14 protein-coding genes are annotated in these 15,447 nt (G+C 69.3%); 8 read left to right on the plus strand and 6 right to left on the minus strand.

The features are described 5' to 3' along the window. Positions 1-71 precede the first annotated feature (71 nt). The 5 genes from RIC11_RS03235 to RIC11_RS03255 all read left to right on the plus strand — a co-directional run bounded on the left by RIC11_RS03235 (position 72) and on the right by RIC11_RS03255 (position 6,440). Complete coding sequence (locus RIC11_RS03235) at positions 72-1,004, plus strand: nucleoside hydrolase (protein ID WP_350208397.1); 933 nt, start codon at positions 72-74, stop codon at positions 1,002-1,004. A 315-nt stretch (positions 1,005-1,319) separates the two neighbouring features. Next, the gene (locus tag RIC11_RS03240; RefSeq protein WP_350208398.1) at positions 1,320-2,501 is read left to right on the plus strand and encodes an LptF/LptG family permease; all 1,182 of its coding nucleotides are present in this window, start codon (positions 1,320-1,322) and stop codon (positions 2,499-2,501) included. 121 nt (positions 2,502-2,622) lie between these two features. Next, the gene (locus RIC11_RS03245) at positions 2,623-4,296 is read left to right on the plus strand and encodes a sensor histidine kinase (RefSeq protein WP_350208399.1); all 1,674 of its coding nucleotides are present in this window, start codon (positions 2,623-2,625) and stop codon (positions 4,294-4,296) included. Between the two features lie 107 nt (positions 4,297-4,403). Further along, positions 4,404-5,786, plus strand: coding sequence for a sigma-54-dependent transcriptional regulator (locus RIC11_RS03250; RefSeq protein WP_350208400.1), 1,383 nt, complete (start codon positions 4,404-4,406; stop codon positions 5,784-5,786). A gap of 96 nt (positions 5,787-5,882) precedes the next feature. After that, complete coding sequence (locus tag RIC11_RS03255) at positions 5,883-6,440, plus strand: hypothetical protein (RefSeq protein WP_350208401.1); 558 nt, start codon at positions 5,883-5,885, stop codon at positions 6,438-6,440. 112 nt (positions 6,441-6,552) lie between these two features. Here the strand turns inward: RIC11_RS03255 and RIC11_RS03260 are convergent, their stop codons facing one another. From RIC11_RS03260 to surE, 3 genes are all read right to left on the minus strand, one after another. Beyond that, positions 6,553-7,284: a hypothetical protein gene (locus RIC11_RS03260; RefSeq protein WP_350208402.1), complete on the minus strand. Its 732-nt coding sequence runs from the start codon at positions 7,282-7,284 to the stop codon at positions 6,553-6,555. A 121-nt stretch (positions 7,285-7,405) separates the two neighbouring features. Next, a complete protein-coding gene (locus RIC11_RS03265; RefSeq protein WP_350208403.1) occupies positions 7,406-8,026 on the minus strand; it encodes a hypothetical protein in 621 nt (206 codons plus the stop codon). Next, complete coding sequence (gene surE / locus RIC11_RS03270; protein WP_350208404.1) at positions 8,019-8,849, minus strand: 5'/3'-nucleotidase SurE; 831 nt, start codon at positions 8,847-8,849, stop codon at positions 8,019-8,021. The genes RIC11_RS03265 and surE overlap by 8 nt, the downstream gene beginning before the upstream one ends. A gap of 172 nt (positions 8,850-9,021) precedes the next feature. On the opposite strand from surE, the gene guaA reads away from it, so the two are divergent. After that, entirely contained in the window at positions 9,022-10,647 is a 1,626-nt protein-coding gene (guaA, locus tag RIC11_RS03275; protein ID WP_350208405.1) for a glutamine-hydrolyzing GMP synthase, read from the plus strand. A gap of 147 nt (positions 10,648-10,794) precedes the next feature. Here the strand turns inward: guaA and RIC11_RS03280 are convergent, their stop codons facing one another. Together RIC11_RS03280 and RIC11_RS03285 are read right to left on the minus strand one after the other, a co-directional pair. Next, a complete protein-coding gene (locus RIC11_RS03280) occupies positions 10,795-12,027 on the minus strand; it encodes an outer membrane protein assembly factor BamB family protein (protein ID WP_350208406.1) in 1,233 nt (410 codons plus the stop codon). Positions 12,028-12,117: 90 nt separating this feature from the next. Further along, the gene (locus RIC11_RS03285) at positions 12,118-12,606 is read right to left on the minus strand and encodes an LURP-one-related/scramblase family protein (protein ID WP_350208407.1); all 489 of its coding nucleotides are present in this window, start codon (positions 12,604-12,606) and stop codon (positions 12,118-12,120) included. A 218-nt stretch (positions 12,607-12,824) separates the two neighbouring features. Here RIC11_RS03285 and ettA point away from each other — a divergent pair, with 218 nt between their 5' ends. After that, positions 12,825-14,504, plus strand: coding sequence for an energy-dependent translational throttle protein EttA (gene ettA / locus RIC11_RS03290; protein WP_350208408.1), 1,680 nt, complete (start codon positions 12,825-12,827; stop codon positions 14,502-14,504). 107 nt (positions 14,505-14,611) lie between these two features. After that, complete coding sequence (locus tag RIC11_RS03295) at positions 14,612-14,785, plus strand: hypothetical protein (RefSeq protein ID WP_350208409.1); 174 nt, start codon at positions 14,612-14,614, stop codon at positions 14,783-14,785. 105 nt (positions 14,786-14,890) lie between these two features. Here the strand turns inward: RIC11_RS03295 and RIC11_RS03300 are convergent, their stop codons facing one another. Continuing rightward, the gene (locus RIC11_RS03300; protein ID WP_350208410.1) at positions 14,891-15,307 is read right to left on the minus strand and encodes a hypothetical protein; all 417 of its coding nucleotides are present in this window, start codon (positions 15,305-15,307) and stop codon (positions 14,891-14,893) included. Positions 15,308-15,447 lie beyond the last annotated feature (140 nt).

A 15,447-nucleotide genomic window follows, 5' to 3' on the forward strand; every position in this document is an offset into this window, starting at 1 on the left:
TCCCCCTTTCCCATCTCGCCCCGCTCGCCACAACCGATCGATACCGAACGACGCAACCCCCCTTTTGCCGCATGCCGCCACGCAAGGTCATCCTCGACACCGACCCGGGCATCGACGACGCGGTCGCGGTCTGCTTCGCCCTGGCCGAGCCGAACCTGGAGGTCGTCGCCCTCACGGCCACCGGCGGCGTGGTCGGGCCCGAGCAGGCGTCGCGGAACCTGCAAGCGATCGTCGAGCGGGTTGATCCGCCGCTGCGGCCGCGTATCGGGGTCGCCGACCCGCTGCAACCGCTGCGCACCGACGCGCGCGACCTGCACGGCCCGGGCGGGCTCGGCGGCGCGGAGATACCGGTCGCAGAGAAGGCCAACCGCCACCTGTCGCCGAAGGTGATCGCCGAGGAGGTCCGCCGTTGGCCGGGCGACGTGCTGCTGATCGGCGTGGGGCCGATGAGCAACCTGGCCGCCGTGCTCACGCGCGAGGCCGACGCGCTGAACGGCGTGTCGGGCGTCGTGGCGCAGGGCGGCTCGGTCGGCGTCGGCGGCGACGTCACCCCGTCGGCCGAGTTCAACGTGTACTGCGACGCGGGCTCCGCGCGCGAGGTGTTCCGCGCCGACGCGCCGGTCACGCTGCTGCCGCTCGACGTGACCAACGAGCTGACGTTCGGCTTCGACCTGCTGGAGCTGGTCCGCTCGCGCGGGTCGCGCACCTGCCGGCTGCTGGCGGAGATCCTGCCGGGCTTCTACCGCGCGTACCGGCAACGCTTCGGCATCGAGGGGGTGCGGCTGAACGCCGTGGCGGCGGTCGTGGCGGCGGCCCACCCGGGCCTGGTCGAGAAACAGGCGATGCACGTCGACGTGGAGACCCTCGGCGAGCTGACCCACGGCCAGACCGTGTTCGACCGCCGCAACACGCCGGCGGCGGAGCCGAACGTCGAGGTCGTTACGTCGATCGACGGCGAAGCGGCCCGCGACGCGGTGTTCCGCGCGCTTGAGCACGCGCCGTGAGCCGCGGCAATTTCCGGCGGGGCTGGGCGGGCCAAGCCGGATAATTATCCAACCAGCCGCGGCGCGCGGGGTGCGGGAGAGCGCACTTTTGGCGACGTGTAACGCTTCCCTAAGTCGTTTCTCGGCAGGGGGTTAAGGGCGGAAACGCACGCGCGAAACGCAACACGCAAAAATTCTTCGTCGTGTCGCGTTTCAAACAGAATCTCATGCGGGTGACCGCCGTTGGGGCGGGGAAGTGTTGTTCTCGGCCGCGCGGCGGCTTGCTACCGTTCGCCGCCCGCCGATCCCCCGAACCGCCGCCCGCCGGCCCCTGAGTTGAAAAAGCTCCAGCGCTATGTCTTGTTCGAGCTGCTGCAGGTTTTCCTGCTCACGCTGGCCGGCCTCACCGCGCTGATCTTCGTGGCGCTCGTGGGCCGCGAGGCGGTTCAGAAGGGGCTCGGCCTGGGGCCGCTGCTGCGGATGACCCCCTACCTGCTGCCGCAGGCGATGCAGTTCGCGGTGCCGGGGACCATGCTGCTGGCGACCACCAGCGTGTACGGCCGGCTGTCGGCCGCGAACGAGGTGATCGCCGCCAAGGCGCTGGGCATCTCGCCGTGGCGGCTGGCCCAGCCGACGCTCGTGCTGGCGTTGCTAACGAGCTTCGGCGCGGTGGCCCTGAACGACCTGGCGGTCTCCTGGGGCCGGCTGGGCGTGCAGCGGGTGTTTGTCGAGTCGCTCGAGCAGGTCATCTACCGCCAGCTCGCGCTGCACCGCAGCTACGCCGAAGGGGGCGTGCAGATCAATGTGAAGAAGGTCGACGGCCGGCGCTTGCTGATGCCGACGGTCACCGTGCAGTCGTCCGACGGCGGCGAGCCGTGGACGATCTCTTCCGCGTCGGCCGAGCTACGCTCTTCGCCGGACCGGCGGAAGATCGTCGTGCGGTTCGACGGCATCCACGTCGAGGGCGACGTCAGCATCGCCAACAAGGAGGCCGTCGAGCGCGAGATCGACCTGGCCGAGGTGCTCGGCGCTGCCGAGGGGTCGCGGAGCCCGTCGAACTACGCGCTGGGGGAGATCGACCGCGAGCTGCGCGAGGTCGCCCGCCAACAGGCCGAGGTCCGGCACGAGCAAGCCACCGAGCGCACGCTGGCCATGACGACCGGCGACTTCGACCGCCTCGGCCCCGACGCGTGGGCCCCCCTGGAGCGTCGGCTGCGGGCACATGAGCGGCACAGCCGGCGGCTGGCGCTGGAGCCCTACCGGCGGTGGGCGAACGGCTTCAGCTGCTTGGCCTTCGTCACGATCGGCGTGCCGATGGCCATCTGGCGGCAGAAGGGGGAGTTCCTCGCCAGCTTCTTCCTCTGCTTCGCGCCGATCCTGCTGGCCTACTACCCGCTGCTGATGGTGAGCGTCGACGCGGCCAAGGCCGGCGAGCTGCCGCCGCTGGTCGTCTGGGTGGGCAACGCGGTGCTGGCCGCCTGGGGGGTGTGGATGATGCGGCGGGTGGTCAGGAACTGAGGCCTTCGCCTATCCGCGTTGTCTTTGACTCGGCCGGGCTGCTACCCTCCGGCCGCGGGTGCGGGCAAGGAAGCCCGCCGCGGGGCGTGGGGGAAGGCTGACGGCGACAAGGAGGTCGCGCGTGCTTTCGCATCGATCGATCGGCTACAAACTGAGGGTAGGCGTGGGGCTGCTCGCGGGCAGCACGATCCTGCTCTTCTGCGCGGCCCTGTACGGCCTGTACGCGTACCGCGGCCTCGCCAAGACGCTCAGCGTGCGCGCGGCCGAGCTGCCGCTGACCAACGAGCTCTACCAACGGGCCGCCGACCTGCACGTGGTGCTCGGCCAAGCGCGGGAGCGGTCGCGCCGGCTGGAGCGCTTCGAGCCGCGCCGCGCGCTAGACGACCCGTTCGAGTTCGCCGCAGCGGTCGCCGAAGCCGAGCGCGAGCACACCGCGGCGCCGTGGGAGCTGAAGCTGCTGTTGGCCGAGTACCGCACGGGCTTCGAGCGGCTCAAGGACACGCTCTCCGAGTACCGGGACCGGCTGGACTACAACAGCGAGAGCGACGACTCCCGCATCAGCGGCGACGGCCCCGAGCGCAAGACCCTCGCCGAGATCGACGCGGTCCTCGGCCGCATCCGCCGCGACGACCTGGAAGACAGCCTGTTCTACGACGAGCTACGCGGCGACACCGACGCCCTGGAGACCGAGATCGGCGCGCTGCGCGAGCTGGCCGCTCAGCTGCCCAGCCACCTGCACAACCGCTTCGCGCAGCTGGCGGGCGAGGTCCGCAGCCAGTACCACCTGGCGATCGGCCTGGCGTGGGCGACCTGCGCGTCGGCCCTGCTGCTGCTGGTGGCGGCCACGCAGGTCTTCCGCCGCGCGATCGCGTGCCCGCTGGCGTCGCTCGTGGAGGCGGCCCGCCGCGTGGCGTCGGGCGACTTCGCCCACCAGATCTCGCTCGATTCGCGCGACGAGATGGGCGAGCTCGCCGAGGCGATGAACTCGATGATGGCCAACTTCAAGCAAACCCACGACGAGCTCGACCAGCAGGTCAAGCAACGCACCAACCAGGTGATCCGCAGCGAGCAGCTCGCCAGCGTCGGCTTCTTGGCGGCCGGCGTGGCCCACGAGATCAACAACCCGCTGGCCGCGATCGCCATGTGCAGCGAGTCGCTCGAGAGCCGGCTGGCCGACCTCGGCGGCGACGACCCCGCCCACGCGGCCGAGTGGGAGGTCGTGCGGTCCTACCTCGAAACGATCGGCAAGGAGTCCTTCCGCTGCAAGCAGATCACCGAGCAGCTGCTCGACTTCTCGCGCATGGGCGACCGCCAGCGGCGCCCCGCCGACCTGCGCGAGCTGGTCGAGGGCGTCATCGAGATGGTCAGCCACCTCGGCAAGTACAAGCGCAAGCACGCGGTGCTCTTGCCGGGCGACCCGGTCATCGCCGAGGTCGACGCGCAGGAGATGAAGCAGGTGATCCTGAACCTGGTCACGAACGGCCTGGACAGCCTCGACACCGACGGCCGGGTCACGGTCGCCGTCGAGCAGGTCCCCCGCGGCGCCGCCGCCAAGGCGCGGATCGTCGTTCGCGACGACGGCTGCGGCATGACCGACGAGGTCAAGCGGCACCTGTTCGAGCCGTTCTTCACCCGCCGGCGATCGGGGCAGGGGACCGGCCTCGGCTTGTCGATCACCTACCGCATCGTCGAGGAACACGGCGGCGAGCTCACCGCCGACAGCGACGGCGTCGGCCGGGGTTCGACCTTCACGATCACCCTGCCGACCGAACAACCCATCGCCGCGGCGGCCTAAGTGACCGTCGCCAGTTGTCAGTAGTCAGTAGCCAAGTCGCTGCCGACCTGCAACCAGCTACTGACTACCGACGAAACCCGATGTGCCCCCCCAGCCGCTAGACCGATATGCCCGCCAACGACAAGAAGCCCGCCGGCCTGAGCCTGCTGTTCGCCGACGACGAGCGTTCGCTGCAAGAGCTGATGAAGCTCGAGCTGCCGCGGATGGGCCACACGGTCACGGTTTGCCCCGACGGCCTCACCGCCGTCACGGCGATCGAAGAGAACAACTACGACGCGATCATCGTCGACCTCGACATGCCCGGAATGACCGGCGTGGAGGTCATCGCCCGGCTCAAAGAGATCTCGCCCGCCACCGAGGCGGTCGTCCTCACCGGCAAGAGCACCACCGACAGCGCGATCGCCGCCTTGCGGCACGGGGCCTTCGACTACCTCACCAAGCCGTGCAAGCTGGTCGAGATCGAGGCCCTGCTGCAGCGGATCGCGGCCAAGCGCGAGCTGACCCAGAAGTTCTACGCGCTGCAGCGGCGCCTGGAACGGATCGAGGGGGCGCCGACGCTGATCGGCGACAGCCGGCCCATGCAGCGCGTCAAGGCGCTGATCGGCAAGGTCGCGCCGACCGAGTCGACGGTCCTCGTGCTCGGCGAGACCGGCTCGGGCAAGGAGCTGGTCGCCCGCGCGGTCCACGACCAGAGCCCCCGCGCGGGCAAGCCCTTCGTGGCGATCAACTGCGGCGCGCTGCCGGAGACCCTCATCGAGTCGGAGCTGTTCGGCCACACCAAGGGGGCGTTCACCGGCGCCGACGAGCACCGCGTGGGCCTGTTCGAGGTCGCCAACGGCGGCACGATCTTCCTCGACGAGATCGGCGAGCTGCCCAAGGCCATGCAGGCCAAGCTGCTCCGCGTGCTGGAGAGCCGCGAGGTCCGCCGGGTGGGCGAGAACAAGACGGTCTCGATCGACGTGAGGGTCGTCTGCGCGACGCACCGCGACCTGGCGGAGATGGTCGCCGCGGACGAGTTCCGCGAGGACCTGATGTACCGGATCAACACGTTCGAGATCCAACTGCCGCCGCTCCGCGACCGGCTCGACGACCTGCCCACGCTGGCCGAGCACCTGCTCCGCCGCTTCCGGCCGCACGCGAGCAAGATCGAGCAGCAACTGACCGACGACGCCGTCGCCGCGCTCCGCGCCCACGTGTGGCCCGGCAACGTACGCGAGCTCGCCAACGTGATCGAGCACGCCACGATCCTCTGCGACTCGGGGCCGATCACGGCCGACGACCTGCCGCAGCACTTCAACCGCCGCCAGCTGACCGGCGCGGCCCGGTCGCGGGGGCCGATCACGCTCCGCGACCTCGAGATGGAAGCCATCCACGAGGCCCTCCAGCGGCACGACGGCGCCAAACCCAAGGCGGCCGCCGAACTCGGCATCAGCCTCAAGACGCTCTACAACAAGCTGAACCAAGAGACCTCGGGGCTCAAGGCGGCGTGATCGAGTTGCGAGTTGCGAGGCGCGAGGCGCGAGTTGTGGGATACTGCGGTTTGCGTTGTCAACTCAAGGCTCGCGCCTCGCAACTCGCTACTCCCAATGACCTCTCTTCTCGAAAGCCCCGCCGCGTTCGTCGCGCTGGGCTTGCTGCTGGTGACCGCCGGCGCGATCCCGTTCGTTCAGACCCGCTCGCGGAACTCGCTGCTGCTGCTCGCCGCGACGGTGCTGCTGGCGATCGGCGGGGTGGTCTTCGAACGCGCGTGGGTCACGCCCCGCGAAGCGGTTCGATCGGCGGTCGACACGCTCTTCGACCGCATCCGGGCTGGCGACCTGCCCGGCGTGCTCGCCCTGGTCGACCCCGGCGCGGACAAGGTCCGCTCCGACGCCGAAGCCCTGATGCCGATGTTCGAGATCCTATCGGCAGGCAAGGGGGGCGAGGTGCGGGTCGAGCTGCCCGGCGACCCCACGGCCGACGACGCGGTGGCCACCGCGCGCCTGAAGCCGCTGATCAAGGTCCAGCACAAGCCGACCGGGACGACCGGCGCCTACTTCGACGGGCTCGAGCTCGATTTCGCCCGCCGCGGCGATCGCTGGCTGGTCGTCGACTACCGGCCCGAGAAGGACTGGCGAGACGAAGCCAGCCGCTTGCGCCGGTGACCGGGGACCGCGGATTAGCGCGGATCGAGCGGATCAACGCGGAGAGCAACCGCGCCGTCGGCGTCGCTCCGCTCGATCCGCGTCGCTCGGCGTCCTACCTGTCGGCCATCGCTCAACGAGCGCCTGGGTAGTGGCCGAAGCCGGGACCAAATGCCGGGAAACCGCCCCAGAACGGGCCGATCGGGGCGACCGGCACGATGGCGCCGGTCTGCGGCTGGTAGGGGTACGCCGTGCCGGGCTGGCCGACGGGCGGGGGCGGGGCCGCCGCGCCGGCGCCCGCCGCGGGGTGGGGCACGTAAGGGGCTTGCGGCGCGTTCGGGTCCTGGGCTGGGTAGGGAGCGCCGTGCGGCGGCGCGTACCCGGCCGGCGGCGTGTAGCCGGCCGGCGGCGCCGCGAAGCCGCCGTAGGGCGGCGCGGCGGGCAGGCCGGGGAAGCCGTAGCCGAAGCCCTGCAAGCCGCCAAAGAACAAGAACGGGTTGCGGCGGAAGGGCTCCAGCGCTTCGAGCGTCTGGAGCGACGCGTCGAAGCCCCGCTCGCGCTGCGCGTCGTAGCCGCCGCGCGTGTTGCCGAAGCTCTGCACCTCGATGATCTGGTCGCTCGACCCGTCGGCCCCGAAGCGGTTGGACGTCGTGCGCGAGTACCGGCTGACCGTCTGCCGCGGGTCGTCCAGCGGCTCGACCCACGCGTCGGGAGCGTACCGCGTGGTCCGCACGCCGGTCATCGGGTTGTGCGTGTACGGAGCGGGCGCGAAGACCCAGCTCGTTTGGGCGAGCGACGGGCCGCAAGCGGCCGAGGCGGCGACCGCCACGGCTAGCGGGAACAAGCGTCGTTGCGAGCGAAACATGAGAGCGGGGTAGCGAGAGGAGGGAAGCAAGAGGAGGGGGGAGGCGGGCCGCTGGGCCCGGAGCCCCGCGGCGTCAGCCCGGGGAGGGAAGTGGATTTTGGGTTGCGGATCGAGATTGGGGTCAGCCGTCCTGGAGAGCCGCTTCGGCGGACTCGGCTTGGGCCTTGGCGGCTTCGATGTGTTCGGGCGTCACCCGCTTCATCAGCGTGTGGCTTTCGCCGTCGTACCACGGCTCGTACGGGTCCTTGAGCTCTTCGAGCTGGATGTTGTTGAACTCGACGATCTTCTCCATGAACTCCTCGTGGTCCTTCGGGTAGCGGCCCTCGGAAGCCATGAACAGGTTCAGCGCGTGCTCGACCGAGAAGGACTTGAGGTCCTGCTCGGCGCGGATGCCCGCGCGGATGGGCGTCTGCAGCATGTCCTGTCGTTTCAGGTGCGAGCCGCGCACGTAGTCCTCGTCGGTGATCGGGCTGGGCGGCTCGTTGGCCAGGCGATCGGCCTCGGCTCGGAGGCTCTGCACCTCGTCGGCGGTGGCGACCACCGCTTGCTGCTCGGCGGCCACGCGCTCGTCGGCGACTTTTTGCTCGAGTTGCTGGGCCATCCGGTCGAGTTCCGACGGGCCGCTCGACTCGCCGGCGCCGCAGCCGACCAGCGCGAAGCCGCCTAGCGCGACCACCGGCAGGACGAACCGGACACGCGCCGGGCGACGGCCCGCGCTGGCGCTGGCAGGTGCTTCATTCATCATCCGCTCGATCCTTCGGAGGTTGGGGGGCCGCGCCGAGGGACAAGCCCCAGTCGGCCATCGGCTTGAGCATCGATTCACAGGTGCGCTCGATCTCGAGCGGCGTGAGCGACAGCGCGCCTTCGCGGATGGCGACCACGTCGGTGTCGGCGCCGGGGGGCTCGGTCGGCGGCGTGCCGACCGTCCAGAAGTAGCGGCGTCCCTTCGGGTCGAGCCGCTCCTCGAACGCCGCGTCCCAGCGGTGGGCGCCCATCCGGCAGACGCGTAGCTCCGGCGCGCCGGAGGTGGCCGTGGTGGCGGCCGTCGGGATGTTGAGGTTGTACAAGCGGTGGTCGCGCCACGCATCGACCTCGAGCATCCGCTGGATCACGCTGACCGCCATCGCGGCGGCCGTGTTGAAGCGGGCGTGCTCGTCCCATTCGAGCGACACGGCGATCGACGGCAGGTCGTGCAGCGCGGCCTCGGTGGCGGCGGCCACGGTGCCGGAGTAGAGCACATTGATGCCGACATTGAAGCCGTTGTTGACGCCGCTCACGACCAGATCGGGCCGGAACGACTCGCCGTTCTCGTCGATGCAGAGCTTCGCCAGCGCGAGCTTCACGCAGTCCGCCGGCGAGCCCTCGACCGCCCAGCCGCGCGGCTCGTCCAGGTCGAACACCTGGTTCGCCATCAGCGGCGTGAGGAACGTGATCGAGTGGCCCACGCCCGACTGCTCGCTCGCCGGGGCGACGACCGTTACGTGGGCGATCCGCTCCAGCGCCGCGCGCATGGCGGCCAGGCCCGGGGCGTAGACGCCGTCGTCGTTGGTAAGGAGGATCCGCATAGCCCCCATCATAAGCGGGCGCCGGCTCCGGGCGGAACCAACGGGCCCGCGCTGCTGGCTGGCGGCCGGCGTAACCGGTAGAATCCGCCGCTTTCGCACGCCCCGGCCCGCGCGACACGCACGACACGCGCTCTCCGCGAGCCGGGGGCCCCCCCGTCACGGACCGACCTTGATGAGCGTCGCCTCGGCAGAGAGCAACCCGACCGGCTCAGCCAGCAGCACGACCGGCGCAGCCAGCCGCCACGAGCAGTCCGCCTTGGCGGGCGAGCGGGTGCTGGTGCTCGACTTCGGCTCGCAGCTCGCGCAGCTGATCGCTCGGCGGGTGCGCGAGCAGCACGTGTACTGCGAGATCGTGCGGCACGACCTGTCGGCCGAGCGGATCGCCGAGATCGCCCCGAAGGGGATCATCCTCTCGGGCGGGCCGAGCAGCGTGTACGCCGCCGACGCGCCGCGGTGCGACCCGAAGCTCTTCGAGATGGGCATCCCCGTGTTGGGGATCTGCTACGGCATGCAGCTCGCTTGCGAGGCGCTGGGCGGCCGGGTGCACGCCCACGACGTGCGCGAATACGGCCGGGCCCACTGCGAGGTGGTCGACTCGGCCGACCTGTTCCGCGGCGTGCACACGCAGACCGAGGTCTGGATGAGCCACGGCGACCAGGTCACGCAGATCGCCGCCGACTTCACGCCGCTGGCGAAGACCGCGACCTGCCCGTTCGCCGCGGTGCGTCACAACCGCTTGCCGGTCTACGGCCTGCAGTTCCACCCGGAGGTGACCCACACCGTCGAGGGCAAGACGATCCTCGGCAACTTCTTGCGCGAGGTCTGCGGCACGACCGGCCAGTGGCGGCTGGGCGACTTCGCCGACGAGACGATCGCCGCGGTGCGCCAGCGGGTCGGCGGCAGCCGGGTGATCTGCGGGCTCTCGGGCGGGGTCGACTCGTCGGTCGTGGCCGCGCTGCTGGCCAAGGCGATCGGGCCGCAGCTGAGCTGCATCCTGGTCGACAACGGCCTGCTGCGGAAGGACGAGGAAGCGGCCGTCGTGCGGGAGTTCACCGAGCACTTCCAGACCGACCTGCACGTGGTGAAGGCCGAGCAGCGGTTCCTCGAGCGGCTGGCCGGCGTGGTCGACCCGCAAGAGAAGCGGCGGCGGATCGGCGCCGAGTTCATCGAGTGCTTCAAGGAGGAGGCCGCCAAGGTCGAGGACGCGCGGTTCCTCGCGCAGGGCACGCTCTACCCGGACGTGATCGAGTCGGGCGGGTCGGGCGACGGTCCGGCCGCTTCGATCAAGCTGCACCACAACGTGGGGGGCCTGCCGAAGGAGCTCGGCTTCGAGCTGATCGAGCCGCTCCGCGACCTGTTCAAGGACGAGGTCCGCCGCCTGGGCCTGCAGCTCGGGTTGCCGGAGGAGATCGTGTGGCGGCACCCGTTCCCCGGGCCGGGGCTCGCGGTGCGGTGCCTGGGCGAGGTCACCGCCGACAAGCTGCACACGCTGCGGGAGGCCGACGCGATCGTCGTCGGCGAGATCAAAGCGGCCGGCCTCTACCGCCAGACGTCGCAGGCATTCGCGGTGCTGCTGCCGGTGCAGAGCGTGGGCGTCATGGGCGACGGCCGCACGTACGAGAACGCGCTGGCCGTGCGGTGCGTGAACACCGACGACTTCATGACCGCCGACTGGAGCCACCTGCCGCACGACCTGCTGAGCCGGATCAGCACACGGATCATCAACGAGGTGGCCGGCGTGAACCGGGTGGTCTACGACATCAGCAGCAAACCGCCAGCGACGATCGAGTGGGAGTAGCGCGGCGTTCGCGCTAACGAACGGCCGCGAGCCGGCCACGTTAGTGGTCGGTGGAACCCGGGCACTCGGCGCACACCGACCACTCACGTGGCCGGCTCGCGGTCAAATGTGCGGCTCTACGATCCCGCGGGACCAGCCCTTGGCCGGCTACTCCGCCGACACGTCGAAGCAGAACAGCAGCTCTTGGTCGCGTAGGTAGAGCTTGCCGTTCGCGATCACGGGGTGGACCCAGATCTTGCCCTTGGGCTTGCGCAAGTCGGTTTGCGGCTCGAGCGTGAAGCGGCCTTTCTCGATCCATTCTTTCGGCGAGGGCTCCAGGAGCACGACCTCGCCGCCGTCCTCGCTGAGCAGGTAGAGCCGCTCGTCGGCGTAGCCGAGCGAGCCGGCGTCCAAGGCGCTGCGCTCGCGCCAGACGAGCTCGCCGGTGTCGAAGTCTTGGCAGACCCAGCCGGCGCCGTCGGAGTGGCCGTACACATGACCATCGAGCAGGATCACACCGCCGTGCTTGTTCTTGATCACCTTGTTCTCGTAGACGACCTCCGGCGTGTTGTCCGGGGCGATCTCGACCAGCATGCAGCCGATGCCGTAGGCCGTCGTCGCGTAGACGCGGTTCCCCTCGACCAGCGGCGTGGGGATCACCGCCACGCGGCCCGGCCACGGCACGCTCCAGAGCAGCTCGCCGGAGTCGGGCGCGACGCCGACCAGCTGGTCTTGCAAGAGCTGGATGTACTGCTTCTGGCCGTTGGGGCTGCCGACGACGATCGACGAGTAGTGGGCGATCGGCGTGAGCTCTTCGGCCTGCCAGATCCGCTCGCCGGTCAGCTTGTCGAGCGCGAGGATCGCCCCCTTCTCGCCGCCGGGGGTCACCACCACCCGGCCGTCGTCGACCAGCGGCGACTCGGCGTAGCCCCAGTTGGGGGTCTCGCCGCCGAAGTCTTGCAGCTGCTTCTTCCAGATCGGGTCGCCGCTGTCGGCCGACACGCAGACCAGCGCCCCGCGGGCGGCGAGCGCGTACACGCGGCCGTCGTCGACGGTGGGGGTGTTACGCGGCCCGTTGCCCCAGTCGTTCTCGTACTCTTGGCCGAGGTCCACCGCCCAGAGCTCGTCGCCGGTGTCGGCGTCCAGAGCGATCAGCTGCTCGACGCCGTCGCGCGAGCCGAGCGTGTAGAGCTTGCCGTCGGCGATCGCGGGGCCCGAGTAGCCCAGGCCCACTTCCCGGTTGAGCCAGACCCGCTTCGGGCCCCCTTCGGGCCACTCCTTAAGCAGGCCGGTCTCGCTCGTCAGTCCGTCGCGCTGCGGGCCCATCCATTGGGGCCAGTCGCGGGCGTGGGCGGTCGCGGAGGCCGAAAGGAGGAGGGCGAGTCCGAGTAGGCGGGTCATCGTTGGGCTCCGGGCAAAGATCGAAACGCGGTAGGCCGGCATTTTAGGCCGGGGCCGATCGGGTGGTCCACGGCGCCCGTCGCGGGCCGCTCAGCCCGCGGACCGCTCGCGCTGCGTCCGCACGCTGTCGATCGCGATCACCACGGCCAGCACGACGGCGTCGTACTCCGGGCGGAAAACGTCGACGCCGTACGTGTCGCGGAGCGACCACATCGCTCGCGACACCAGGGCGACCGGCTCTTCGCCGGCCAGGAAGCGGAACTCGTGCTCAAACAACGAGCCGGCCACCAGCAGCTCGCCGCCGCCGGCCAGCCCGATCGTGTACCGCGGGCGGAGGGTCCACCGGCGGGCGACGGTCGCCAGCGGGCGGCCCTGCTGGGTGATCTCGAAGCGGGGCCGCCACGAGAAGAGCTGCTGCTTGACGCGGACAAACTCCTCGCCGGAGAGCGAGCGGATGACCACCTCGGCCGCCAGGACGAACAGCTTGCCCTCGCCGACGAGGATCGGCTCGCCCGACTCGTTGGCGATGTCGAACGTGGGCCGGACCGCTAGCAGGCGTTGCTTGATCTGGTAGCGCATCGGCCCGGGGCGAGGGTGGTGGGGTGGGAGGGGGCGCCGGACCTCGGCGGCGGCGGGGCGTGTCGGCGATCCGTCGCGGAGTGCGCGATCTTGCCGGGTGGAGCGGTCCCCAGCCAGCCGGCGACTTGGTAAAACACGGGGCTGAGCCACCCGACACCACCCCACCGAAGCGGCCGCCCGGCCGCCGAAGCCCCCCCACGCCGCGGAAGCTTGGCCTTATGCCGCCCAACCAGAAGTACATCTACCAGATCGCCGGCCTCACGAAGAAGCACGGCCAGCGCGAGGTGCTCAAGGACATCGACCTGGCGTTCTACCCCGGCGCGAAGATCGGCGTGCTGGGTCGCAACGGCGCGGGCAAGAGCACGCTGCTGCGCATCATGGCGGGGGTCGACAAGGAGTTCGACGGTTCGGCCCGCCTGACCGACGGCTTCACCGTCGGCATGCTGCAGCAGGAGCCGCCGCTCAATCCTGAAAAGGACGTGATGGGCAACATCATGGAAGCGGTCGCCGGCACCCAGGCGCTGGTGGACGAGTACAACGCGAGCTGGGAGAAGATGGCCGAAGTGGCCGACGACGCGGCCGCGACCGAGAAGCTGATGGCCCGCCAGGCCGAGCTGCAAGACGAGATCGACGCGCGCGGCGCGTGGGAGCTGGAGCGGATGGTCCAGCGCGCGATGGACGTCATCAACGTGCCGCCGGGCGACTCGGACGTGACCAAGCTGTCCGGCGGCGAGAAACGCCGCGTGGCGCTGTGCAAGCTGCTGCTGGAGCAGCCGGACCTCTTGCTCCTCGACGAGCCGACCAACCACCTCGACGCGGAGAGCATCCAGTGGCTCGAGCGGCACCTGGCGGACTACGCGGGCACGATCGTTGCGGTGACCCACGACCGCTACTTCCTGGACAACGTGGCCCAGTGGATCCTCGAGGTGGAGTACGGCCGGGCGATCCCGTTCGAGGGCAACTACACGCGCTGGCTGGAGCAGAAGGCCAAGCGGCTAGAGATCGAGGAGAAGCAGAAGTCGGCCCGGCAAAAGACCCTGGCCAAAGAGCTGGAGTGGATCCGTTCCTCGCCCAAAGCGCGGCAGTCGAAGAGCAAGGCGCGGATCGCGTCGTACGAGAAACTCGCCGCCGAGGAGTTCCTAGAGCGCCCCGACGAGCTGGAAATCCAGATCCCCCCCGGCCCGCGGCTGGGCGACCAGGTGGTCGAGGCCCGCAACCTGTCGAAGGCCTTCGGCGACCGGATGATCTTCGAAGACGTGAACTTCCGCCTGCCGCCGGGCGGGATCGTGGGCATCATCGGCCCGAACGGCGCCGGCAAGACGACGCTCCTCAACATGCTGATGGGCAAGGAGGAGCCGACCAGCGGCGAGCTGATCTTCGGCCCAACGGTCGCGCTCGGCTACGTGGACCAGAGCCGCGACCACCTCGACCCGAACAAGACCGTCTGGGAAGAGATCTCCGACGGGCTCGACCTGATCGAGATGGGCAAGCGCCAGGTGAACAGCCGCGCGTACGTGGCCAAGTTCAACTTCCAGAAGGCGGACCAGCAGAAGAAGGTCGGCGTGCTGTCCGGCGGCGAGCGGAACCGCGTGCACCTGGCGAAGCTGCTCCGCGGCGGGTCGAACGTGCTGCTGCTCGACGAACCGACGAACGACCTGGACGTCGACACGCTGCGTTCGCTAGAGGAGGCCGTCGCCACGTTCGTCGGCTGTGCGGTGGTGGTCAGCCACGACCGCTGGTTCCTCGACCGCCTGGCCACGCACATCCTCGCGTTCGAGGGGGACGGCTACGTCCACTGGTGCGAGGGCAACTTCCAGGACTACGAATCGCAACGCAAGGAACGCATGGGCGAGTCCGAGGACGAGCCCAAGCGCTTCCGCTACAAGAAATTGGCTTAGGAGTTACGAGCCGGGAGTCGCGCGGCGCGAGTTGAGCGCTTCGGAGGCGGCTCCCGCTGGTGACCCCTAACTCGCAACTCGCTACTCAAAACTCCCAACTCACTCCTATGAGCACCGCCCGAGTCGGATCGAACGAAAAATACGCCAGCGGCTGGGAGAAGGCCTTCGGCGGGAAGAAGAAGACGGCCAAAACGGCTTCGCCGAAAAAGGCCGCGAAGAAGAAAACCGCCAAGAAGAAAGCGGCGAAGAAGGGCGCCGGCAAGAAGAAAGGCAAGAAGTAAACGCCCCGCCGCGAGCCGGCCACGTCAGTGGTCGGTGGAACCCGGGTACCCGGCGCACACCGACCACTGACGTGGCCGGCTCGCGGTCGATCAGCACGCTGGCGGTCATTCTGTAGGTAGTCGGTACGGCCGTAGTAGCGTGAGCAGCTCGGTTCCGAGCTTGCCGACGCTGTAACCGCCGTTCACGGTCCAGGAATCGCTGGCGCCGTAGCTCTTGGCGCCAAATACGGTTTGCTGGAGCGTATCATGCGGGTAGAGGTACCACGAATTTTGGTACGGGAACGCGATGAATACCCCTTTGCCAGAGTACTTTTTGTTGAAGCTCAGCCGACCCTTGAGCTGGACGCGTAAGGTTGTCTTGCCGTCGATGTGAACGGCGATAAAGTCAGCGCCTTGCCAGTCGTCCGAGAGTCGGATCGAGGTGAATCCGTAGTCTGCCAATACGCCCGCTATCTTGTGGAAGTTGTAGGTTTCTTTCTGTCTTGCATTTAGTTCGCCATAGCTGATTCTCTCGAACTTCACCTTAGAAGCCCAGACAAAACCCCACCCGATTTCGGCACGGGTTTTGCGCCGTGCGTGAGTTATTGGTACGACGACTCACGACGGAGGGCCCAGCGATGGCCGATTCAAGGATGCCCAACGAGTTCTTCGACGAGTTGCAG

Origin of the sequence: Botrimarina sp. (assembly GCF_040219535.1) — a bacterium.
Classification (GTDB): domain Bacteria; phylum Planctomycetota; class Planctomycetia; order Pirellulales; family Lacipirellulaceae; genus Botrimarina.

Coding starts and splice junctions, on each gene's coding strand:
- RIC11_RS03235 (WP_350208397.1), top strand. CDS start 72: ATGCCGCCACGCAAGGTCATCCTCGACACCGACCCGGGCATCGACGAC.
- RIC11_RS03250 (WP_350208400.1), top strand. CDS start 4,404: ATGCCCGCCAACGACAAGAAGCCCGCCGGCCTGAGCCTGCTGTTCGCC.
- RIC11_RS03255 (WP_350208401.1), top strand. CDS start 5,883: ATGACCTCTCTTCTCGAAAGCCCCGCCGCGTTCGTCGCGCTGGGCTTG.
- RIC11_RS03260 (WP_350208402.1), bottom strand. CDS start 7,284: ATGTTTCGCTCGCAACGACGCTTGTTCCCGCTAGCCGTGGCGGTCGCC.
- RIC11_RS03265 (WP_350208403.1), bottom strand. CDS start 8,026: ATGAATGAAGCACCTGCCAGCGCCAGCGCGGGCCGTCGCCCGGCGCGT.
- surE (WP_350208404.1), bottom strand. CDS start 8,849: ATGCGGATCCTCCTTACCAACGACGACGGCGTCTACGCCCCGGGCCTG.
- guaA (WP_350208405.1), top strand. CDS start 9,022: ATGAGCGTCGCCTCGGCAGAGAGCAACCCGACCGGCTCAGCCAGCAGC.
- RIC11_RS03280 (WP_350208406.1), bottom strand. CDS start 12,027: ATGACCCGCCTACTCGGACTCGCCCTCCTCCTTTCGGCCTCCGCGACC.
- RIC11_RS03285 (WP_350208407.1), bottom strand. CDS start 12,606: ATGCGCTACCAGATCAAGCAACGCCTGCTAGCGGTCCGGCCCACGTTC.
- ettA (WP_350208408.1), top strand. CDS start 12,825: ATGCCGCCCAACCAGAAGTACATCTACCAGATCGCCGGCCTCACGAAG.
- RIC11_RS03295 (WP_350208409.1), top strand. CDS start 14,612: ATGAGCACCGCCCGAGTCGGATCGAACGAAAAATACGCCAGCGGCTGG.